Source organism: Ruminococcus flavefaciens (genome assembly GCF_900119075.1).
Lineage (GTDB): Bacteria > Bacillota > Clostridia > Oscillospirales > Ruminococcaceae > Ruminococcus > Ruminococcus flavefaciens_Q.
Genome location: NZ_FPIP01000006.1, coordinates 1 through 19,994, shown reverse-complemented (window position 1 = coordinate 19,994; position 19,994 = coordinate 1). Strand labels below are relative to the sequence as shown.

Sequence of the window (19,994 nt, the reverse complement as noted above, 5' to 3'; positions counted from 1 at the left end):
GCGATGTTACAGTCTGTTTTATCAGAGCTTCACGCCGAGGACGATATCGCCGTTCTCACTATCGACAACGGTCCGAAAAATCTCCTTTCCGAGCCCGAGTTCATCGACCGCAAGGAGCTTCTCGGCTGGCTTGACAAAAATCCGCAGATAAAGGCTCTCATCATCACAGGCAAGGGCAGACATTTCTCCCACGGCGCCGACGTTTCACGCTTCGGCACCACAGACAGTGATGAGCTTTCTGCAAAGCTTGAAAACGCAAGGGAGCTTCTCCGCACTATTGAGAAGCTGCCTATCATAACCGCAGCCGCTATCAACGGCGGCTGCTTCGGCGGCGGACTTGAAATTGCTCTGAGCTGTCAGTTCAGAGTGGCTTCACCCTCCGCTTTTCTGGGACTTCCCGAGATAATGCACGGCGTAGTTCCGGGTATGGGCGGCATGGAACGCCTTTACAGACTCCTCGGCAAGGAAAAGGCTCTCCGCATGATACTCTGCGGCGAGATGATAGGCGCCAAGGACGCCCTTGAGCTCGGTCTCGTTACCAAGCTCAGCGAAAACAAGAATTCCTTCGATGAGACAGTTTCCTTCGTTAAGGAGCTTCTCAACGGCAAGAACCTCACACAGATAAATGCTATCATCGAGACCTTCAACCTTGCAGCAGAAGGTGCAGAGGATCCTTCCAAGGGCAAGTTTGAGGCTGTTCTGGCGGAGGCGTTCAAAAAATGAGAAGAAGCTCTTACAAATTGACAGTAAGGGGCTATGAGCTGGATTCCTTCGGACACGTCAACAACTCAGTATACCTACAGTACGCAGAGACCGCTCTGTGGAACTTCTTCAAGGTACACGGGCTGCTGGCAACTATGGTGGACGAAGGACTCTTTCCTGTTATAATGGAAAGCACCCAGCGCTATATACATGAGCTCAGAATGCTGGACGAGGTCAGGATAGACACTGAGGTCACCTGCTCGGGCGGCATAGTGAGCTATAAGCATAACATCATAAACAAGAATACAGGTCTTGTTTCATGCAGAGTGACAGGCAAGCTCGCCTACGTGGATAAGCACCGCATGATATGCGACATTCCCGAAAAGGTAAGAGAGTGTCTGGAGGGGGACGAAAATGACGATAAATAAAAACGAGATAACCGCCAAGGTCTCTCAGATAAGCTCGCTGTATCAGCTTCTTGACTCTAAGGAGCAGCTCGGCGAGCCTTGCTTACTGCTTATATATACCGACAGCAGTACGGTACTCGGCGCGGACGACAGCGAAAAATCCGCTGTAAAAGCCTTTCTTTCCGACGCACAGTTCATGTCGGCGATAGTTTCCGAGGGCGAGCCCTCAGAGGAGCTCAGAGCCGCTGCTGATATGTGCATAAAGGCAGAAGAAGCTGACGAGTTCGTTGAGAAGATCTTCAAGGACAAGACAAAAAAGCAGATACAGGAGATAAACACCTGCTTCATTGCAGCACGAAAGGCTCCTGCCGAAAAGGTGCTCGAGCTCGAGTCGAGAGCCTTCTACCGCCTCATGGCTGACAAGAACGGAGGTGGCGCAAATGAGTGAGAACGGAATGATACTTGAAGAACAGGACGGTATCCTTGTTCTTTCAATGAATATGGCAGGCAACAACCTTATGACCGCTGACTTCCTCAATGAGTACGAAGCTGTAATGGCTCAGGTAGAGGAAAAGGCTGCCAACAATACTTACAAGGGACTTATCATCAAGGGCGCAGGCAGACATTTCAGCGTAGGCGCTGACGTTGATGCCCTTTCAGAACGCTCCGCAAACGAATCCTACGACGATTCCACAGGAGAGCTCCCCGCAGGCCACATCAAGCAGAAGCACTTCTTCACCTTCCTCAGAGAGCTCCCGTTCCCTGTTGTAAGCGTAGTAACAGGCTTCTGTATCGGTTCGGGCAGCGAGATAGCTGTAAACAGCCACTACAGAATAATCGAGAAGAACGCAAGAGTAGGTCAGCCCGAATCCACATTCGGCATACTCCCTGCACTGGGTGGAGTTGCAAGAACTATCGAGATATGCGGCATAAAGAACGCTTATCAGCTTGTCATGTCAGGCGAGCTCATTCCTGCCGAAGATGCATTCGCACTTGGCTGGGCTGATATCTTCGCTGACAAGAAGCAGGGCGTTCCCGAGGCTGTATCACTTATAAACTACATCTCAGAGAGCACAGACAAATTCGTGCCTTCAAACTATAAGGAGTACATCAGCTCCTACTTAAAGAACAGGGAGGCATGAATATGAAAATAGGAATAGTCGGCTACGGCAAAATGGGAAAGGACATCTTCTCCCTTTTCTTCGACAAGCTCCCCGACGCACAGTTCGTTGTCATCGACCTCTTCGGAGCTGAGGAGAACACCGCAGCACTGCTCAAAACTCTCGGCAAGAGTCTGAAGCGCAAGAAGCTCACCGAGGAACAGTACGAATTCAAAAAGGATTCATTCCTTTTCACCGACGACACCTCCGCTTTAAGCGGCTGCGACGTCGTTATAGAAGCAGTATTCGAGAACATGAACGCAAAGAAAGAGCTCTTTGCAAAGGCAGCACAGGCTGTCTCAGACGACTGCCTGCTCCTTACCAATACATCTTCACTGGATATCGCGTCGGTATTCGCAGATATCCCCCACAAGGAGCGCTGCTTCGGTCTGCACTTCTTCTACCCCGTAAAGCTCACAGGCTTCGTGGAGCTTAATATCCTCCCCGAGACTTCACAGAGCAACGCGGAAAAGGCTGCACAGCTGGTAAAGAGCGCAGGCAAAAAGCCCATCGTATTCTCGGGCGAATACCACATCTATCTTAACCAGATACTTGCCTGCATGGTATCCCATGCGATCTATCTCCGCGAGAGCTTCGGCGTTACCGCGCCCGAGCTCAACAAGTCTCTTGAGGAGCTCTTCCCTGTTGCGCCTCCCTTTGAGGTGCTTGACAGCATAGGTCTCGGACTTATGGCAGGAAGCCCCGATAACTTCCGTATCGAAAGAAACAAGGGACTCCTCGGCTACGGCTGCGAGAAGATGAACGGCTGGCTCAGCGAGGGCTGCCCCAAGGAAACAATGACATTCCTTGATTTCATGGCAGAGCACGAGAGCCCAAGCGGCAAGGACTGCGGCGAGGCTGCTCTTTATATGGCAGCACTCATTCTCAACGAGACAGTAAACGCCGTCAGCGAATACAGCGGCGACAAGGCTGTACTTCTTGAAGCTGTACAGGATACCCTCGGACTTGCCGAGACTCCTGCGGCTTACTACGATAAATTCGGCGCTGAAAAGCTCTTCGCAGCACTTGACGAACTCAGCGCAAAGACGGGCTTCGGCTCATACGTCCGCAAGGATAAGGACATCTGGGACAAAACATTCGCATAAATCCATAACTAATGATATGAGGTTGAATAAATGAAAAAAGTTGTTATCACAGGCATTGGTGCCGTTACATCAATAGGCTATACCGCTGAGGACTACTGGAACGGACTCATCGAAGGCAAGTGCGGTATGAGAACTATCACACGTATCCCTCTCGACAACCACGACACTACCGTTGCCGCAGAGGTTGACGACGCATTTGAGGCTGAGGCTTCAAAATACTGGAAAAAGCGTCAGCTCAACGCTACTACTACCGTAACAAGAATGGGACTTGCTTCCGCAGGCGAAGCTATCGAAGACTGCGGAGTGGACATAACCACCTACAACGGCAAGAGAGTCGGCGTTATCTACGGCGTTATAGATAATTCATATGAGGATTACGAGCTTGACAAGCCCCTCAACATCACACTGAAGAAGATGCCTAACGAGCTCCCTGCTCTGGTATCCATCAAGTACGGCTTCACAGGTCCTTCCTTCAACGTGAGCACAGCCTGCGCTTCTTCTGCGTATGCTATCACACTTGGCAAGCAGTTCATCGAGTCGGGACTCTGTGACATGGTCATCGCAGGCGGTATCTCCAACACAGTTACCCACCTTGTTATCAGCGGCTTCAATCAGCTCCTTGCAATGTCGGTAAATCCCGATCCCGCAACAGCTGCACGCCCCTTCACAAAGAACCGCGACGGCTTCATCATGGGCGAGGGCGGCGGTACAGTCGTTCTTGAATCCGAGGAGAGTGCAAAGGCAAGAGGCGCAAAGATATACTGCGAGCTTGCAGGCGCTGCAATGTGCGGCGAGGCATTCAACCTTACAGCTCCAAAGACAGACGGCGTAGGCATGGCTGAGTCCATGAGACTTGCTCTTGACAACGCAGGACTTTCCCCTGATTCCGTTGACTACATCAACGCACACGGCACATCAACAGGTCTCAACGACCTCTACGAGACAAAGGCAGTCAAGGAAGTATTCGGCAAGAGAGCATACGATATCCCCGTATCCTCTGTAAAGGCTTCTATCGGCCACACTCTCGGCGCAGGCGGAGCTCTCGAAGCTATCGCTTGTATCAAGGCTATCGAGACAGGCATCGTACCTCCTACTTTACACTATGACGAGGCTGATCCCGAGCTCGACCTCAACTACGTTCCCAACAAGCCGCAGGAGCACAAGGTAGACGTTGCTATCTCCAACTCATTCGGCTTCGGCGGACACAATGCAACTCTCGTACTGAAAAGATATGAAAAGTAAGAACGTTTTCGCGTTCTATGATATATAACGATATTTCGGGACGTCGAGACGCCGTCCCCTACAGGATAAAAAAGCTCTTGTAGGGGCTGGCGTCCCCGACAGCCCGTCGGATCGTTTTTTGAAAGGATAAATAATTATGCCTATAGCACAGATGAAGACAAACTTCAGGTTCAGCGCTCCTGCTGCAAAGACTGCCTTTCTCGACGAAGCAGCAACAGAGCTGGCAGACATTCTCAAAAAGCCCCTGCCTGCAATAATGGTAATGCTTGACGACTGCTCGATGTACATGAACAAGTCCGAGGACACAGTGTTCTTTGCCGAGTTCAGATACATTCTCCCACAGGAGTACGCAGACAACAAGGCAGCATTCTTAAAGGAGCTTGCAGACAGAATGCTGAGCCTTATACAGAAGCACACTCAGGTCGATCCTTACCGCATATATATGCAGTTCACGGAAATGACGCGAGAGGGCGCTTGGAAGTACACAGGCTGAGACATAAATAGGATAGGAAAGGATATAGATAAATATGAAATGGGCAATCAGAGACCTGCTTAACCCCGTAGCAACACGTTCACTCCTTTACGGAGCAGACCCATTCGATCTGGAATCGATACTCAAGAAGATAGACAATATAAAGGTAAAGAGCGGCAAGCAGATACAGAATGTATGGCTTGACGAATGGCACGCAAAGATAGACCGCTATACAGAGCTCCGCGACAAGGCTGAGGAAGCAGGAAACAAGATCTCAGCAAGAGAATATGCAAAGATGATCGCACAGTGCCACTATGCCTGCTTTATGGTAAACATCGAGGACGTTGAGCACAAGACCGAGATATACAACGGTCTCGTTGAGAGCTACAAGCACTATGCAAAGCTCTGCAAGAACAAGATAGAATACGTTGAGATAGACACAAAGGCAGGCAAGATACCTGCATATATCCACTACCCCGATTCGGGCAGAAAGACAGACTACCCTGTAGTTATCACATACTCGGGTATCGGAAGCTGCAAGGAGGAGCTTGAAATGCTGGCTGCTCCCCTCAACGAAAGAGGCATCGCAGTTATCACTCCCGATATGCCGGGTGCAGGCGCTGCAATCATCTACAACAACATCAAGTGCGGCGGCAAGCAGATAGAAGCTGCTTTCGACGGCATCTACAAGTTCGTTAAGAACCACAAGAAGCTCAACGAGAAGAACATGGCTAACTTCGGTCTCTGCATGGGCGGCGGCTACGCATTCCGCGCAACTGTAAAGAACCCGAAGATAAAGGCTTGCGTAAGCCTCTTCCCACTTCTCATGAACTTCGCAGATCAGGGCAGTATCCCTGTATGGATGAAGCGCGGCAAGTGGAGCTCCTACCAGTACAGCGACGATTACCTCGAGGGTATGAGAACTCTTGAGGAGGGCACACACAAGTCCGACTTCCTTATGGTATACAGCAGCGACGACAACTGGATGACTCCCGAGGCTTCACAGAAGCTCCTCGACAAGGCAAAGGGCTACAAGGAGAGCATCCACATCGAGGATAAGCCTGCATACGTTTCCGAGGAAACTATCATGCACGCAATGCCCGTTGGCGAGCAGTACCACTGGGTAAAGCACATCGCAGCAGACTTCATCGCTGCAAGACTTATGGGGGGTAAGAAATAATGTCCGAAAAGTTCTTTGATTACTATGGCAAGTACGCTCAGGAAAATCCCGACAAGGTGCTCCTGAGAATAGACGAGAACGAGCTCACATACGGTGAGTTCATGGAAAAGACCGCAGTTCTCGGCTCTGCAATGAAAAAGACAGGCATTGCCGCAAACGACAAGGTAGGCATCTGTATGCCAAACAGCATTGAGTGGTACCTTGTATACTGGTCAGCAGTAAGAATAGGCGCACAGCCTGTTCCTATGGATCCACAGAGCGGCTCATTTGAGCTCTCAAAGCTTATCCCTGCTACAACATCAAAGATAATGTTCATAACAGAGAAGTACAGAAACAACAACATCATCGCTGCTGTAAGCGAGCTTGTACCTTCAAAGATAGCTCTCGGCAAGGTAATATGCTTCGCTGATGACAGCGTTATCCCACAGGACAGCTGCTACATCTCCGCTGATAAGTTCATGGCTGAGTACGGCAGCAAGGAGTGCGAGATATACGAGCCGTCTTATCTCCACACAATGTCCCTCGCCTGCACATCAGGCAGCACAGGCACACCTAAGATACTCTCTGTTCCTTCGGGCGGATTCCTCTCCACACAGAAGGACATGGGCGACTACCTCGAATTCAAGGCTGACGACGTAATGATGCTTGGCATGACTCTCTATCATCAGGGCGGCTTCGGCATGGGACAGCAGATGGTGCTCAAGGGCGGTACAGTTATGTATCAGCCACAGTTCAACCCTGTTACATTCCTTGAAACTGTTCAGAAGTACAAGATAAACGTTATCCAGCTCACTTCCACACTTGCAAAGGTGCTTCTTTCAACTCCCGACTTTGACAAGTACGACCTTTCAAGCGTCCGTATCTGCTATTTCGCAGGCGAAGTTCTCCCCAAGGAGATAGCTGACATCTTCGTTGAGAAACTCCATATCCGTGTTATCAACGTTATCGGTTCTTCCGAGACCTGCACAATGGTAGTATGGGATTCAGCTATAGATCAGGGCACAGATCCAAGTGATTTCAAGAAGCTCAGCTTCACAGATATCCGCGTTATCGACGAGAAGCACAATGACGTTCCCGAGGGCGAAGTGGGCGAGCTCTGCGTATACACAGACGGCGTAATCACAGATTACTTCGGCAACCCCGAGCTCTCAGCAGAGAAGATACTCACAGACGATCAGGGACGCCGCTGGTTCTGCACAGGCGACCTTGTAAATAAGCTCCCGGGCGGTATCGTTCGTTTCGCAGGCAGAAGCAAGCGTATCATCAAGCGCGGCGGAAACCTCGTTCACGCTGAGGAAGTTGAGGCTTGCCTCCTTACTCACCCACAGATCGCAGCAGCTGCTGTAACAGACGAGCCCCATCCCGTTATCGGTCAGCAGATCGTTGCTTATATCCAGCCAAAGGGCGACGCAAGAATAACAAGAGGCGATATCGCAAAGTACTTTGACGGAAAGCTCTCCGCCTACAAGGTGCCCGATAAGGTAGTTCCCGTTGAGGAGATACCAAAGGATATCGGCAAGATACAGTTCAAATATCTGAGAAAAAAGGAGTATAAATAATGAATAACCTTAATTTTGATGAATTCAAGCAGGCAATTTCCGATTATGTAGGCGTTGACGCTTCCGAGATAACAAGAGATACAGACGTTTACGACGACCTCTTCCTCGATTCACTCGGACTTTTCGGTCTCGGCTCTGAGATAACAGAGACATTCAAGCTCAACATTCCCCTTTCACTGGTAGCTTCTATCAGCAAGGTAGGCGAGATATTCGACCTCCTCAACGAAAAGGGCACACCAATCGAGTAATATGGTATTATTTTTCTTCCCACACGCAGGCGGCTCTGCAAAGAGCTACAGCTCCTTCAAGCGCTTTCTGCCAAAGGAGCTGACTGTAGTGCCTATGGAGCTCTCAGGACGCTTTACGCGCTCCTCTGAGCCTCTCCTCGATAATGTACAGGACTGCGTTGCCGACCTCATAGAGAAGCATTCTGAGCTTCTCAGCGGTGACTATGCGCTTTTCGGACACAGCATGGGAACCGTTCTCGTTACCGAGTTCGTAAAGCAGACAAAGGCAAAGGGACTCCCCCAGCCCTGTCACATATTCCTATCGGGCAAGAATCCTCCCGACGAGGACGTACACTGCTTCGAGAACGTTGAGAACGCTTCCGATGACGAGATAGTATCATTCTTTACGAAGAACTCACTTTCGTCAAACGCCCCCGTTCCCGACGAGGAGCTCATGCGTGCGCTGAACCGTGTGCTCTGCACCGATGTTCGTATGGCAGAGCGCTATAAAACCACCCCTGATGAGGTAAAGTTCGGCTGTGATATCACAGTGATATACGGCAAGGACGATCCCCTTATGCAGAGCGTAGACATGAACAGCTGGAGCCGTTTTACAGACGGCAGATGCGAAGTTTTTCCCTTTGAGGGCGACCATTTCTACTTCCAGCAGCACAAGGAAGAGGTCTGCAAAATAATCACAGAGCGATTGGGGCTTAGTGATTAGTTATTAGTGATTAGTAAGGGCGGCGGAAAGCCGCCCTTTTCGCGTATATGATGTTTTATGCGGACGACGGATTTGCAGACTTAAACAACAATAAACAACGGGCTGATTTTCACATCAGCCCGTTATTTCTTAGCACTTAGTTCTTAGCTCTTAGTTCTTAGCTCTTAGCTCTTAGTTCTTAGCTCTTAGCTCTTAGTTCTTAGCTCTTAGCTCTTAGTTCTTAGCTCTTAGTTCTTAGCTCTTAGCTCTTAGTTCTTAGCTCTTAGTTCTTAGCTCTTAGTTCTTAGCTCTTAGTTCTTAGCTCTTAGTTCTAATTTCTGAAGCTCAATGACTTACAGCCGCTTTCTTAGCAGAAGTAGCAATAGCCGCGCCGCTGTATTTTACCTTTCTCACCAGAAGAGTGAGGATAATGAACATTAATGCAAAGCCTGCCTCTACAAGACAGCAGAGAAGCACATCGCTTCTGCTGAAAGGCTCGATATCGGCTATCATATTATTAGCCTTTACGTACCAGTAAGCAGGTAGGAATCTTGCTACTGAGAGTACCTTGTCGCTGAGTACTTCCATAGGGATAAATATACCGCAGAGGAAGCTCATACCGATACTGAGCACCTGTGTGATGATGTTCAGCACGTTTTCCTTTGGCTCAAAGCTTGCCACGAATACTGCCATAGCAGTTACCACCAATGAGAATATGAAGCTGTTGAATACTGCGTACCAAGCTCTGCCGGTATACATTTCCTTGTTGAGCACAGCTCCTATTATAATAAGCAGTAACCATACCGAGATAACGAACAAGCCGCTTCCAAAAATAAGCTGGAATGTGTATTTTGAACTATTCATGCATGAACAGTTGGTGCGGTAGCGTATATCCTTATTGTTCATGGTAACAAGCACCTGACATATTACAGTGAATACAGCCGCAATCAGTATATACGGCATATACTGGAAGTAGCCTGCGAAGTCCACACTGTAGTGTGAATTGCCGCCCTTGTCAACTCTCAGCATATCAACGTCAGTGTGCTGTGAGAGCGCCTCCTCAGTGCAGCTTATAGCCTCGTCAACGGTCTTGCCCATAGCAAGATAAGCCTTTACCGAAGTGGTGTACTCGTCGAGGAACTGTCCGATATATACTACCGAGTAGTTCTCGTCGATGTGGTAGCTTCCGAAGAGGTCGGCTGTATCCCCTGCCGCCAGCTTCTCGGCATAGCCCTTATTGATAATGAGTGCGTAGTTGACGCGCTTATAATACAGAGCGTCGATGATAGCGTCCCTGTCGTTCTCTATTTCATCTATATCATTGGTTTTTCCGATAAACTCGGTAAGTGCGCGGCTCTCGGGAGTGTCGTCCTCGTCGAACACGCATATATCCAGCTTTGTCACCTCGAATTTATTATCCTTTGTGGAAGCATTGGTAACAAGGATAGAGATAACTATAAACACTATGATATATATCATGGCAGATGGCAGCCTTTTTCTCATTATCTTCATCATTGCCTTAAATACTTGCATACTTTTTCCTCCTTGAAGCGATAATGCCGAGGGTTATGAATATCACTATTGTGACCGCCATGGTTATGAGCTTTGTGAAGTAGCGGTCATAGTCCTCATAGATGTTGAGGCAGTAGAAGCAGTCCGATATTACTGCAACGGGATTGATGTTATTGAACCACGGCGCTTTCTCAGCCACGATAGCCTTCATATTGCCCATCATAAGACCGCTGAAAAAGCACAGCAGCATTGATGTGGTCATAAGTATAGCCGTCTTTACCTTTTCGCTGACGCGTGCAAAAGAGCCTACCAAGAAGCCGAAGGAAACTCCGAGGATACCTCCGAATATTGCCGTAGGATAAACCAGCCACAGTCTGTCGCCGAAGTCCACCTTGAGCACGAACGCAAGGAAAGTGACGCATACTGTCATGCATATGGTCTGCAATATAAAGCTGCTTGCAAGGCTTGCAAGAACGCTTATTGACTTAGGCACAGGCGAGCAGCAGCTTCTTGCGCCGAGAGCCGAAAGGTCAGCCTGTCTGCGCGATGTGACTGTCATGCCTGTTATAGAGCCGAATATAGCCACCATAGCGATGAGGTTGTAGAAATACTGCGCATAAACGTCGGGATTTCCCTGTGTAACAGGTATCTCCCTGCACGAGGAAACTGTCTCTGCTGTCAGTGTCTCTATTACCTGCTGAGCCTTTTCGGGAGCTGTTTCAAAAGCGTCCATAGCTATCTTCTCGCGTACCGAGTACTGCTCCACAAAGGATTTCAGCATAGTCTCGCGGAGTCCCTTTTCCTTGACTGTAAGTCTCAGCTTCTCACCCGAGAAGATTATGCCCTCGACCTCGCCGTCATCAAGGAGCTTTTCAGCCTTTGCCTTATCTGTAAAGCTTGCCGTGATAAAGGGCTCGTCAGCGCTCTCAATGTTTTCGATGACCTGTCTGAACGCCTTGTTTTCGCTCTCCTCCACCACTGCAACAGGAATGGAATTGAATTTCTCGGTCTTTTCGTAGATACTTCCGAAGCCCACCTTAAATACGGTACCGAGAATTATGGGAAAAAGTATGAGCCATATAATGAGGTCTTTGCTGCGGAGACCGCCTTTAAGCTCATATTTAAGGATATGCATGAACATGGTCAGTCCTCCTTATCTCTGAGTGCAGTACCTGTAAATTCAAGGAATACGTCGTTGAGTGTTGGGAGCTCGGTGTATACTCTTCCGAAGCTCAGCTCGTTCTTCTGCAATATATCAAGAACCCTTGTGAGGTTGTGCTTGCCGCCCGAGCAGTATACCGAGAGCTTGCCATTCTCGAACTTTGAATCATATATATGCGGCAGTGAAGCTATCTCTCCCATGACCTTATCGGGGAGCTCCAGTATCTCAATGATGATAGTCTCCGTATTCTTTATCATGCGCTTGAGCTCGTCCTTAGTGCCCTCGGCTATCTTCTTGCCCTTGTCTATGATACAGATACGTGTGCATATCTGCTCTACCTCCTCCATGTAGTGCGAGGTGTAGATAACGGTAGCGCCGTTTTTGTTGAGCTCCTGTATGCCTTCGAGGATACGGTTGCGGCTCTGAGGATCAACGGCAACTGTAGGCTCGTCGAGGATAATGAGCTTTGGCTTGTGAGCTATTCCGCAGGCGATGTTCAGTCTGCGGAGAAGACCTCCCGACAGCTTTTTCGGATAGAACTTGCGGAAGTCCTCCAGTCCCACGAACTTGATAGCGTCATCAACGCACTGCTTTCTCTTTTCCTTGTCATTGATGTATAGTCCGCAGAAATAGTCGATGTTCTCATAGACCGTAAGCTCGTCAAAGACTGCCACATTCTGCATGATGACGCCAATCTCCTTCTTGATATCGTAGCTGACGGGAGTCATCTTCTTTCCGAATATCTCAATATCGCCCTTATCGAATGAGAGAAGTGACAGCAGGCAGTTTATGGTAGTGGTCTTGCCCGAGCCGTTAGGTCCGAGAAGTCCGAATATCTCCCCCTGCTGTATCTCCAGACCGAGGTGGTCCAGAGCTATGAGGTCGCCGTAGCGCTTAACCAGGTCCTTTATTTTAACAACTGTATTCATAGTGTTTTCCTCCCTTATGTTTTTCACTATAATCATTATACAATACCGAAAATGATTTTTGTAGTGTCTTGCGTCAGTTTCTCATATGACATTTGTCACATTTCAGATATTACAAATATCACATAAAAAAATCTGCTTTTGTAACGTTGCTGTAAGGTTGGCATTTTATAATGAGAGTAACATAAGAGAAAGGTGGTCTTTATATGGAAAACAACATTATAATAAAAACAGAAAAGCTCTGCAAGCAGTACGGCGAGGGCGAGACCAAGCTCATGGCTGTAAACAACGTCGACCTTGAGGTCCGCAAGGGCGAATTCGTAGCTATAACAGGCGAAAGCGGCAGCGGCAAGACTACTCTGCTTAACTGTCTCGGCTCGCTTGACAGACCTACCGGCGGCAGTATCTTTGTAAACGGCAAGGACATCACCAAGCTTGACGACAAGGGACTTTCCGCCTACCGCAGAAAGAACATCGGCTTTATATTCCAGTCCTACAACCTTATCCCCGTGCTCAACGTTGAGGAGAATATCGTCCTGCCCCTGAATCTTGACAACACTCCCCCCGATATGGAGTTTCTGGAGGAGCTCCTGCGCCTTACTGGACTTGACAAGAAGCGTCAGAACTATCCTCACGAGCTCTCAGGCGGTCAGCAGCAGCGTGTAGCCTTTGCCCGTGCCCTCATACACAAGCCCCAGATAATACTTGCTGACGAGCCTACAGGCAACCTTGACAGCAAGAACAGCCGCGAGATAATCTCAATACTTAAAACCTCCATAAAGAAATACAACCAGACGCTGATACTCATCACTCATGACGGCAGCATAGCAACTCAGGCAGACCGCGTCTGCCGTATCACCGACGGTGTGCTTTCCGAATAAGGAGGCGGTACAATGAAACATCTTATTGCACTTTCAATGAAGTATATCCGCCGACAAAAGCTCCGCACATTTCTTACATTCATGTGCATAACCCTGTCGGCATTTATCCTCACCACAATATGCTGCTACGGCAGCAGCCTTTACACCACATTATATAATGAATCTATATATGACGATGGCAAATGGGAGGTAGACATCTCCTCATGGCTTGAAAAGTCCAAGGACAAAGACAAGGCGTTAGATATAATACAGCATCATGCCGTAGTCGATGACTGCTTCTGCGTAGAAAGCAGATTTGTTGTCAATACCGCCGCTGAGTATATGGAAGAAGACTCACCTGACGGAAGGTCCTATTTCATCGAGATATCCGACGGCAAAAACACCACTGCCTGCAAGGATATTGTGACAAACTCATTAAGCGGAAACTATGACCTCATAGGTCAGTTTGACAGAAACAGTATGCCTGTATCCCTGAACTCCGTAATGCAGAAATCAGGTATCTACGTTCCTATGGAAATAAAGGATATGGGCTATTCCGAGGGCGACACCATATCTCTCACCGTCCGTCCTGCCACAGGCGTTGTAGACGAGGATTCAGACATCGTCAAGAAAGCCCGTGAGGAGCTGAAGGAAAAATACGGCACCGAATACTGCAAGGGCGAAAAGGGCTATAACAGGCTCACAAAGGAGCAGCGCAAAAAGGCTTACGACAGTACCATAGAACAATATCTCCGCATAAAAAAGCGTATCCCCCTCAGCAAGATGCCCTACACCGACATCACATACGGCGAACCTGTGACCTATACCTTTAAAATAGCAGGCTTTATAACTCCAAACAACTTCATTTTCAGAAACGAGGACTTTTTAACGCTCAGCACAGAAAACGACAAGCTTGACCTCTCTGAGCTCTGTAAAAAGAATCCACAGCTCACCTTACAATATAATCCGTTGGTGAAGATACGCCTTATCGACAACTGCGACTATGACGAAGCCCTGAAAATGCTGTTCACAGACTTAGGCTTCGACTATGACAATCAGTTCCTTGACGAATACGAATATCCTCACAGCGAAAACACGCTTCTTCTTGCACTGGAGCTGAAAAGCCCCTATGCCATGTATAAGTCAATGGCAGCTATCGTGCCCCTGCTTTTAGTGCTTCTTATAGGCTGGTTCATAGCAAGATTCGTTATCGACAACACTTTTGAAATGGCAGTACAGGAGCGCAGCACCCACTTTGCGGCAATGCGTATCATGGGCGCTTCAAAAACACAGGTCGCCTTTGTAGTCCTCAATGAAGCCCTGTTCTACTGCTTCACGGCAATACCTCTCGGCATGATATTAGCGGTAATTATATGCCGTCTGTGCTTCAACTCGCTTAGGAACTCGGGACTGCAATACTTCGAGTTCTCCGCAAAGCCTCTGTTCATTGCAGCTGCTGCATTCCTCACCATAATCGCACTGTTCATCTCGGCATATACCTCGGCTATGTGGGCTTCGAGAAAGCTCTCCCCTGCCGAAGCGCTCAACTTCGGCAAGCCCAAGAGCAAAAGAAAGCTCCGCAGAAGAAAGTCAAAGCTGAACCTCAGCTCAAGGAAGTGGCTCCGCCGCTACACCAAGAAAAACATCAAAGCCTGCAAGAGCCGCTTCGTTATCGCAACCATAACAATGGCTCTGGGAGTTGCCATGTTCACCGCAACAGCCCTTATAGGCTACAATCTCCGCCGTGAGATGAAGGATATGGGCGAATACCTCAGCTATGATTTCTATATCGACAGATATGTCGTCGACGATCCCGATGCTCCCCTTGCCGAGCCCGAAAAATACTTCTCCGACAAGGAAATATTCTCAGAATACTATGTACAGGGCTACAACTATATTGGTCTTAATACAAGAGACGGCTCTGACAAGATAGTTCAAAACAAGCTCCTCCGCACATCGAAAAAAGGTGCCGCCACGACGGCTATCAATATTATCAGTGAATTTGATTACAACAAGTACGGTATTGACAAGCTTACAGGCATCAGCTATGAAGAGTACAAAAAAATGGACGGCTTATTCTTCAATAACTCCATATACGATTCATCGAGCTATTATGATGAAGAAACAGGCAAGTATGTCCCCACATACGAAGAAAGCTACACAGATCTTGGCAAGGGCTTTACCCTAACCGACTACGACGGCCACAACTACCATATAGTCGGAAAGCTGTCAAGTAAATTAGGCGAGGGATCTATTATAATCCCCGCTGAAAAAGCCCCTCAGTACGGCATAAATACATTCGATATCCTGCTGAATGTATCTGATACCAAGCACTATGAAGCGGCAAAGGAAAAGGTAAACGATTTTGCATTGAACAACTGCTCATCAGGTATCGAAGACCTTTATATAGGCAATACAGGACTTTTCAGTCTGATCAGCGCTATAGTAAAGATAGTGGCTTCATTCCTCATATCAATATGGCTGGTAGGAGTACTCTCCATGATAAACTCGGTAAACACCAGCGTACTGAACCGAAGCCGCGAGCTTATGATGCTCAGGAGCGTAGGCATGACAAAGAAACAGCTCCGCAAGAGCGTAATGCTGGAGACTATAATGTTCTCCACCACAGCCGCAATCACGGGAGCAATTCTCGGCACAGGCTTATATATGCTGACGCTTATAGAACAGCTGATTGCAAAACAGCTCAGACTTCAGGACATTGCAGCAATACCTGCCGTAGTGACGCTTGCATTCGGCATAAATGTACTGATATCCATTATCGCCGCAATACCAGCTATCAAGAACCTGAACAAGGTAGAATCCATAGCACAGGCAGCCAACGGCTAAGCAGCGTGACGCTGCACCCTTGCCACGGTGCCGCTCGTAAACTCGCTCACATAAAAATAATCGCAGCTCCGATATCGCTTACAGCACTTAACACAGGAATATCCCTAAAAACATAAAAAAGAGGGCATGATATAATATCATGCCCTCTTTTTTACTTTCTGCGAAGATACATTACCTCGCGGAGCGGCTTACCGCCGATAATATCGTCCATATAGTCCTCAGTGCATACAAAGCCCTGCTTCTCATAGAAGCGTCTGGCTCTGTGGTTGTCCTCCAGCACCCACAGGAGTATCTCAGTAAAACCGAGGAACTCCAGCTCTTCAATGCAAGCATTCATAAGCTGAGAGCCAATACCCCTGCCAATATACTCAGGCAGCAGATAAATAGTCACTATCTCGCCGCAGCTGCTGAAATTCTCCCACCTTGACGGACAAAAGCTTGCCGTGCCTACTATCTTGTCCCCGTCAAAGGCGCCTATCTCAGTCCTGCCGTTTTTGAGGATATTTCCGCCCCACTTTTCCTTAGGGATATTGTCGAGGTAGTCCTGAGGTATTATGCCCTTGTATGCGAACTGCCAGCTCTTCTCGTAAATATTTCTTACAGCCTTGAAGTCATCGTTTTCGGTAATATGTCTTATTTCCATGTTATCCCTCCTATGAAGAAAAATTATAGCACATCAGCAGCCATTAGTCAAGCCGGAACAAAAGAAAAAACACGCATAAGCGTGTTTTAATAAAAATCTGAAATCAAACAGTATCTTCACGCTCAGCCGAGATTCGGGAGCGATACATAATCATCAGCTTCGCCGCCTATCATAGCCGCAAACTTTTCAGAAGCGCCCTGATCGTGGTAATTATCGGCACTGCTCATATTTGAGGTATTATGCCTTTCGCCTGATTTTGAATTGGCGGAATAGGTAAAGGAAACTTCTCCGCCGCGGTTGTTGACATTGATCTGATAGCGATACCAGCTGCGGTTAGACTTACAGATAAGACCGTGACACTGACTCTTCGGGAATTTATATTCGTGTATGCCGTCGTCATTGGGACGAGGGCCTGCTGAATCGATATATCCGTTCTGTTCCAGTATCTTCGCCATAGCGTAGCTGCTGACGCGGACCTCATTCTTGTCAACGTAAACATAACCATGGTCATCAGGATCGAAATGAGAACCGTCAGCATTAGTGCCGCCCACCCATGGATTACGTGTAAAGGATTCGATACGCTCTGAATCCATAGCCATTTCGACCTGTATAGCCTTACAGATAACAGAAGCCGCCTGAACATCGGCTCTGTTTCTTGCAAGCTCAAGATAGTTGTACATATTCGGAACGAGCATAGCAGCAAGAATGCCGATTATAGCAAGAACCGTAATAAGCTCAATCAGGGTAAAGCCCTTTTTTACGCTGTTTTTCATTTCTGACGTTTCATTCATTTCTCTCCCTCCTATCAGAATTATCCGTTGTTGTCAAGGTCATTATATCACTTTTTGTATAATTTGTCAAGTGGTACCGCCAACCATTCACAATATTATAACATTTTGTATACTGCACGTAAATATCCGCTGTATTTTTCCGAAACAAAAAATTTGCCGCCGATTGCATGATTCCGAAAAAAGAAAAAACACGCATTCGCGTGTTTTAAATGAAGAAGGGGACAAATTATAAAGGAAGAATTAATAAAGGTTAAGAAAGGGAAATTGATCAACATACTTGTTTTGTTGTCCTTATTATATCACGCTCTGTATACTTTGTCAAGAGAAACTCCATATAATTCATAAAATTATAACATTTTGTATACTATATGTAGATATCAGACCATATTCTCCTAAACCCAAATAAACCGAAGTCATTATCACGATAAAAAATATGCCCACAGTTGTGGACATATTATAATTATCAGCTGCGTTTTAATTCAAATAACTGAACCGCTGCTTTTTGTCTTTCTATAACAGATACGCCTTTGTTCTTTCTTCTTTCGGTTATCTCGGGAAGTCCCTCAAGGTGCATCAGAGTAATTTTATAAGGTATCATTCTTGCTTCTCTGTCCTTTTTAGCTTCGTCGGCATTATCTATCCACTGCACATAAGGGCTTGGAGGTATCTCATCATAACAGCCGATTTCCTTGAAGTAGTTGTAATCTCCCGGACATCGGTTCCTTACATTGGCAGCCACGGCAGCAAAACCGCTTCTTATGCCATTCTTTAAGAACCCGTTCTGGGACATGATATCTGAATTATAAGCTATGGTCATCTTATCGCAGAGCTCTATGATATTATCATTATCCCCTATCTCACAGATATCGCTGAGATATGAGCAGTTCAAACCGTCAAAAACCTCGCAATGTATCTTGAATTCGGTAATATCCTCTCTGTCGGCTTTTGCGTCCAGAACGAAGAAATAAGACTTGATGACCTCGTCTTCGATTCCGGAGCGTCCTAAGCTTGCGTGTCTTTCGAGGAAAGTCTTATAGCAGCTTCCCAGCGTCGAATAGTGAAGTTCACCGAAGTAAACTATCATATCCGTATCGAGATACAGGTCCTCGAAGGTCTCCTCCCAGTCGTCATTAAAGATACAATTTCTGTTGCTGAAGCAGCTCTGACAGCCTGTACAGCAGCGGATATCCTTATCTCTTAAAATAATGCTGCTGACAGTAAAGCCGCTTTTTTCAAATCTCTTTTTTGCAGTTTCCAGAGCAGATGTGATCTTGCTATTTTCCGTTTCGCAGGTATCCAGCAGAACCACGTGTCCCTGAGTTTTTATCTCAGGCATATTTCTGTCATGATAATATTCTGCTACAGCTCTTACATACTTAAACCAGCAGAAAAGCTCCTCACGTCCGACAGGCGAAAGAATCGCCGAACTTTCGAGGCTCAGGCTGTTAATATACATCAAATTGTTCCTTTTAGCCCATATCTCAAATCTGTTATGAGCCAATGTATCTCCCACCATACCAGAAGTTGAAATAAAGGTAATAGGCTTATCCTTTATTAAATCATGGTACTCATCGGACAAAACGTCCAACAATTTCCCCATACTGCTGTGAACATCAAAATGAAAAACCGCACCTGACATTACAATGAGGTCAGCATTTTTCACAGCACACTCGATCTTTTCATCAACTGTTCCGCTGAATGCAGGAACGATATTGAACTCGTCGTAATTCAGCATTTCCTGAAACCATTTCTGCAAATAAAGAACAGCCTGCATGGTAATGGACAAATTGCCTTTCGGAGAACAATTAAGAACACAAATTTTCATTTAAAACTTCCCACTTTCTCTTCGGAAATATTTTCTGTCTACAGCCGCCTGAAACAATCAGGATAACCATTTTCCGAATTATTATGTTTGGAAAGTTCATTCTGTTAATCTCACATCTTTTAAGTGCATCGCCTATAAACAGAAGTATAATTAATATCTGTTAATTTCTGTTTAATTAAATCATCGTACAGTTATTAATTATACAGTGTTTCCCCTCATTTGTCAAGGTGTATAAACATATAATTGCAGTTATATCCGTATATGAATAAAAGAACTCCTGCAAAACAGGAGCTAAACTTAAAACTTCATGAAATAAAAAAAGACACCTGCTATTGCAGATGTCCTTTTGGCTCCCCCTGCCCGGCTCGAACGGGCGACAACTCGGTTAACAGCCGAGTGCTCTACCGACTGAGCTAAGGAGGAATATATTTAACTAATGCTGTAAATTTCTTTAACAACACTAGTCATTTATATTAGCTCGTTTATCCTCACGGTGATTGGTATAATCTCTTACACTTGCTCTCCCGACTGAGCTAAGGAGGAATATAAGTGTCGGCACTGATTTAGTTTCCCGGGCCGTCGCCAGCCAAGTATCGTCAACGCGAATGAGCTTAACTTCCGTGTTCGGAATGGGAACGGGTGTGACCTCATTGCCATAAGCACCGACTAT

19 protein-coding genes, 1 tRNA gene and 1 rRNA gene are annotated in these 19,994 nt (G+C 47.1%); 13 read left to right on the top strand and 8 right to left on the bottom strand.

What is annotated here, in order from left to right; genetic code table 11:
- The first annotated feature begins 3 nt into the window (after window positions 1-3).
- The 11 genes from BT105_RS09615 to BT105_RS09565 all read left to right on the top strand — a co-directional run bounded on the left by BT105_RS09615 (window position 4) and on the right by BT105_RS09565 (window position 8,779).
- A complete protein-coding gene (locus BT105_RS09615) occupies window positions 4-723 on the top strand; it encodes an enoyl-CoA hydratase/isomerase family protein (protein WP_072300526.1) in 720 nt (239 codons plus the stop codon).
- Window positions 720-1,130 (top strand): acyl-CoA thioesterase, encoded by a 411-nt coding sequence (locus tag BT105_RS09610; RefSeq protein ID WP_028516008.1) that lies wholly within the window; start codon window positions 720-722, stop codon window positions 1,128-1,130. The genes BT105_RS09615 and BT105_RS09610 overlap by 4 nt, the downstream gene beginning before the upstream one ends.
- Window positions 1,117-1,557, top strand: coding sequence for a hypothetical protein (locus tag BT105_RS09605; protein WP_028516007.1), 441 nt, complete (start codon window positions 1,117-1,119; stop codon window positions 1,555-1,557). The genes BT105_RS09610 and BT105_RS09605 overlap by 14 nt, the downstream gene beginning before the upstream one ends.
- Window positions 1,550-2,251, top strand: coding sequence for an enoyl-CoA hydratase/isomerase family protein (locus BT105_RS09600; RefSeq protein WP_072300523.1), 702 nt, complete (start codon window positions 1,550-1,552; stop codon window positions 2,249-2,251). The genes BT105_RS09605 and BT105_RS09600 overlap by 8 nt, the downstream gene beginning before the upstream one ends.
- A gap of 2 nt (window positions 2,252-2,253) precedes the next feature.
- Window positions 2,254-3,375: a 3-hydroxyacyl-CoA dehydrogenase family protein gene (locus tag BT105_RS09595; protein WP_072300522.1), complete on the top strand. Its 1,122-nt coding sequence runs from the start codon at window positions 2,254-2,256 to the stop codon at window positions 3,373-3,375.
- Between the two features lie 30 nt (window positions 3,376-3,405).
- The gene (locus tag BT105_RS09590) at window positions 3,406-4,617 is read left to right on the top strand and encodes a beta-ketoacyl-[acyl-carrier-protein] synthase family protein (protein ID WP_028516004.1); all 1,212 of its coding nucleotides are present in this window, start codon (window positions 3,406-3,408) and stop codon (window positions 4,615-4,617) included.
- Between the two features lie 136 nt (window positions 4,618-4,753).
- Window positions 4,754-5,110 carry a phenylpyruvate tautomerase MIF-related protein gene (locus BT105_RS09585; protein WP_028516003.1) on the top strand — a complete coding sequence of 119 codons (357 nt, stop codon included), beginning with the start codon at window positions 4,754-4,756 and terminating at the stop codon, window positions 5,108-5,110.
- 34 nt (window positions 5,111-5,144) lie between these two features.
- A complete protein-coding gene (locus tag BT105_RS09580) occupies window positions 5,145-6,269 on the top strand; it encodes an alpha/beta hydrolase (protein WP_037325208.1) in 1,125 nt (374 codons plus the stop codon).
- Entirely contained in the window at window positions 6,269-7,828 is a 1,560-nt protein-coding gene (locus BT105_RS09575; RefSeq protein WP_072300520.1) for a class I adenylate-forming enzyme family protein, read from the top strand. Before BT105_RS09580 ends, BT105_RS09575 begins: the two co-directional genes overlap by 1 nt.
- Window positions 7,828-8,076, top strand: coding sequence for an acyl carrier protein (locus tag BT105_RS09570; RefSeq protein ID WP_072300518.1), 249 nt, complete (start codon window positions 7,828-7,830; stop codon window positions 8,074-8,076). The genes BT105_RS09575 and BT105_RS09570 overlap by 1 nt, the downstream gene beginning before the upstream one ends.
- 1 nt (window position 8,077) lies before the next feature.
- A complete protein-coding gene (locus tag BT105_RS09565; RefSeq protein WP_072300516.1) occupies window positions 8,078-8,779 on the top strand; it encodes a thioesterase II family protein in 702 nt (233 codons plus the stop codon).
- A gap of 324 nt (window positions 8,780-9,103) precedes the next feature.
- Here the strand turns inward: BT105_RS09565 and BT105_RS09560 are convergent, their stop codons facing one another.
- From BT105_RS09560 to BT105_RS09550, 3 genes are read right to left on the bottom strand one after another with little or no spacing between them, the layout of a single operon-like run.
- Window positions 9,104-10,291, bottom strand: a complete 1,188-nt coding sequence (locus BT105_RS09560) for an ABC transporter permease (RefSeq protein WP_072300514.1) — start codon at window positions 10,289-10,291, stop codon at window positions 9,104-9,106.
- Window positions 10,278-11,411, bottom strand: a complete 1,134-nt coding sequence (locus BT105_RS09555) for an ABC transporter permease (protein ID WP_072300513.1) — start codon at window positions 11,409-11,411, stop codon at window positions 10,278-10,280. Before BT105_RS09555 ends, BT105_RS09560 begins: the two co-directional genes overlap by 14 nt.
- A gap of 2 nt (window positions 11,412-11,413) precedes the next feature.
- On the bottom strand, window positions 11,414-12,361 hold the full coding sequence (locus BT105_RS09550; RefSeq protein ID WP_072300511.1) for an ABC transporter ATP-binding protein: 948 nt from the start codon (window positions 12,359-12,361) through the stop codon (window positions 11,414-11,416).
- 203 nt (window positions 12,362-12,564) lie between these two features.
- Here BT105_RS09550 and BT105_RS09545 point away from each other — a divergent pair, with 203 nt between their 5' ends.
- Together BT105_RS09545 and BT105_RS09540 are read left to right on the top strand one after the other, a co-directional pair.
- Window positions 12,565-13,239, top strand: coding sequence for an ABC transporter ATP-binding protein (locus BT105_RS09545; RefSeq protein WP_072300508.1), 675 nt, complete (start codon window positions 12,565-12,567; stop codon window positions 13,237-13,239).
- A 12-nt stretch (window positions 13,240-13,251) separates the two neighbouring features.
- Entirely contained in the window at window positions 13,252-16,065 is a 2,814-nt protein-coding gene (locus BT105_RS09540; protein ID WP_072300506.1) for an ABC transporter permease, read from the top strand.
- 151 nt (window positions 16,066-16,216) lie between these two features.
- Here the strand turns inward: BT105_RS09540 and BT105_RS09535 are convergent, their stop codons facing one another.
- The 5 genes from BT105_RS09535 to rrf all read right to left on the bottom strand — a co-directional run bounded on the left by BT105_RS09535 (window position 16,217) and on the right by rrf (window position 19,991).
- Window positions 16,217-16,708: a GNAT family N-acetyltransferase gene (locus BT105_RS09535; RefSeq protein WP_072300504.1), complete on the bottom strand. Its 492-nt coding sequence runs from the start codon at window positions 16,706-16,708 to the stop codon at window positions 16,217-16,219.
- A gap of 122 nt (window positions 16,709-16,830) precedes the next feature.
- Window positions 16,831-17,499, bottom strand: coding sequence for a type II secretion system protein (locus BT105_RS15355; RefSeq protein WP_072300502.1), 669 nt, complete (start codon window positions 17,497-17,499; stop codon window positions 16,831-16,833).
- 463 nt (window positions 17,500-17,962) lie between these two features.
- Entirely contained in the window at window positions 17,963-19,324 is a 1,362-nt protein-coding gene (locus tag BT105_RS09525) for an NAD(P)H-dependent oxidoreductase (protein WP_143186568.1), read from the bottom strand.
- 347 nt (window positions 19,325-19,671) lie between these two features.
- Window positions 19,672-19,747: transfer RNA gene (locus BT105_RS09520), tRNA-Asn, on the bottom strand.
- Between the two features lie 127 nt (window positions 19,748-19,874).
- Window positions 19,875-19,991 (bottom strand): 5S ribosomal RNA (gene rrf / locus BT105_RS09515).
- Between the last annotated feature and the right edge of the window lie 3 nt (window positions 19,992-19,994).

Excerpts from the sequence above, each read along its gene's own strand:
- BT105_RS09615 (WP_072300526.1), top strand. The coding sequence starts at position 4 with ATGTTACAGTCTGTTTTATCAGAGCTTCACGCCGAGGACGATATCGCC.
- BT105_RS09610 (WP_028516008.1), top strand. The coding sequence starts at position 720 with ATGAGAAGAAGCTCTTACAAATTGACAGTAAGGGGCTATGAGCTGGAT.
- BT105_RS09605 (WP_028516007.1), top strand. The coding sequence starts at position 1,117 with ATGACGATAAATAAAAACGAGATAACCGCCAAGGTCTCTCAGATAAGC.
- BT105_RS09600 (WP_072300523.1), top strand. The coding sequence starts at position 1,550 with ATGAGTGAGAACGGAATGATACTTGAAGAACAGGACGGTATCCTTGTT.
- BT105_RS09595 (WP_072300522.1), top strand. The coding sequence starts at position 2,254 with ATGAAAATAGGAATAGTCGGCTACGGCAAAATGGGAAAGGACATCTTC.
- BT105_RS09590 (WP_028516004.1), top strand. The coding sequence starts at position 3,406 with ATGAAAAAAGTTGTTATCACAGGCATTGGTGCCGTTACATCAATAGGC.
- BT105_RS09585 (WP_028516003.1), top strand. The coding sequence starts at position 4,754 with ATGCCTATAGCACAGATGAAGACAAACTTCAGGTTCAGCGCTCCTGCT.
- BT105_RS09580 (WP_037325208.1), top strand. The coding sequence starts at position 5,145 with ATGAAATGGGCAATCAGAGACCTGCTTAACCCCGTAGCAACACGTTCA.
- BT105_RS09575 (WP_072300520.1), top strand. The coding sequence starts at position 6,269 with ATGTCCGAAAAGTTCTTTGATTACTATGGCAAGTACGCTCAGGAAAAT.
- BT105_RS09570 (WP_072300518.1), top strand. The coding sequence starts at position 7,828 with ATGAATAACCTTAATTTTGATGAATTCAAGCAGGCAATTTCCGATTAT.
- BT105_RS09565 (WP_072300516.1), top strand. The coding sequence starts at position 8,078 with ATGGTATTATTTTTCTTCCCACACGCAGGCGGCTCTGCAAAGAGCTAC.
- BT105_RS09560 (WP_072300514.1), bottom strand. The coding sequence starts at position 10,291 with ATGCAAGTATTTAAGGCAATGATGAAGATAATGAGAAAAAGGCTGCCA.
- BT105_RS09555 (WP_072300513.1), bottom strand. The coding sequence starts at position 11,411 with ATGTTCATGCATATCCTTAAATATGAGCTTAAAGGCGGTCTCCGCAGC.
- BT105_RS09550 (WP_072300511.1), bottom strand. The coding sequence starts at position 12,361 with ATGAATACAGTTGTTAAAATAAAGGACCTGGTTAAGCGCTACGGCGAC.
- BT105_RS09545 (WP_072300508.1), top strand. The coding sequence starts at position 12,565 with ATGGAAAACAACATTATAATAAAAACAGAAAAGCTCTGCAAGCAGTAC.
- BT105_RS09540 (WP_072300506.1), top strand. The coding sequence starts at position 13,252 with ATGAAACATCTTATTGCACTTTCAATGAAGTATATCCGCCGACAAAAG.
- BT105_RS09535 (WP_072300504.1), bottom strand. The coding sequence starts at position 16,708 with ATGGAAATAAGACATATTACCGAAAACGATGACTTCAAGGCTGTAAGA.
- BT105_RS15355 (WP_072300502.1), bottom strand. The coding sequence starts at position 17,499 with ATGAATGAAACGTCAGAAATGAAAAACAGCGTAAAAAAGGGCTTTACC.
- BT105_RS09525 (WP_143186568.1), bottom strand. The coding sequence starts at position 19,324 with ATGAAAATTTGTGTTCTTAATTGTTCTCCGAAAGGCAATTTGTCCATT.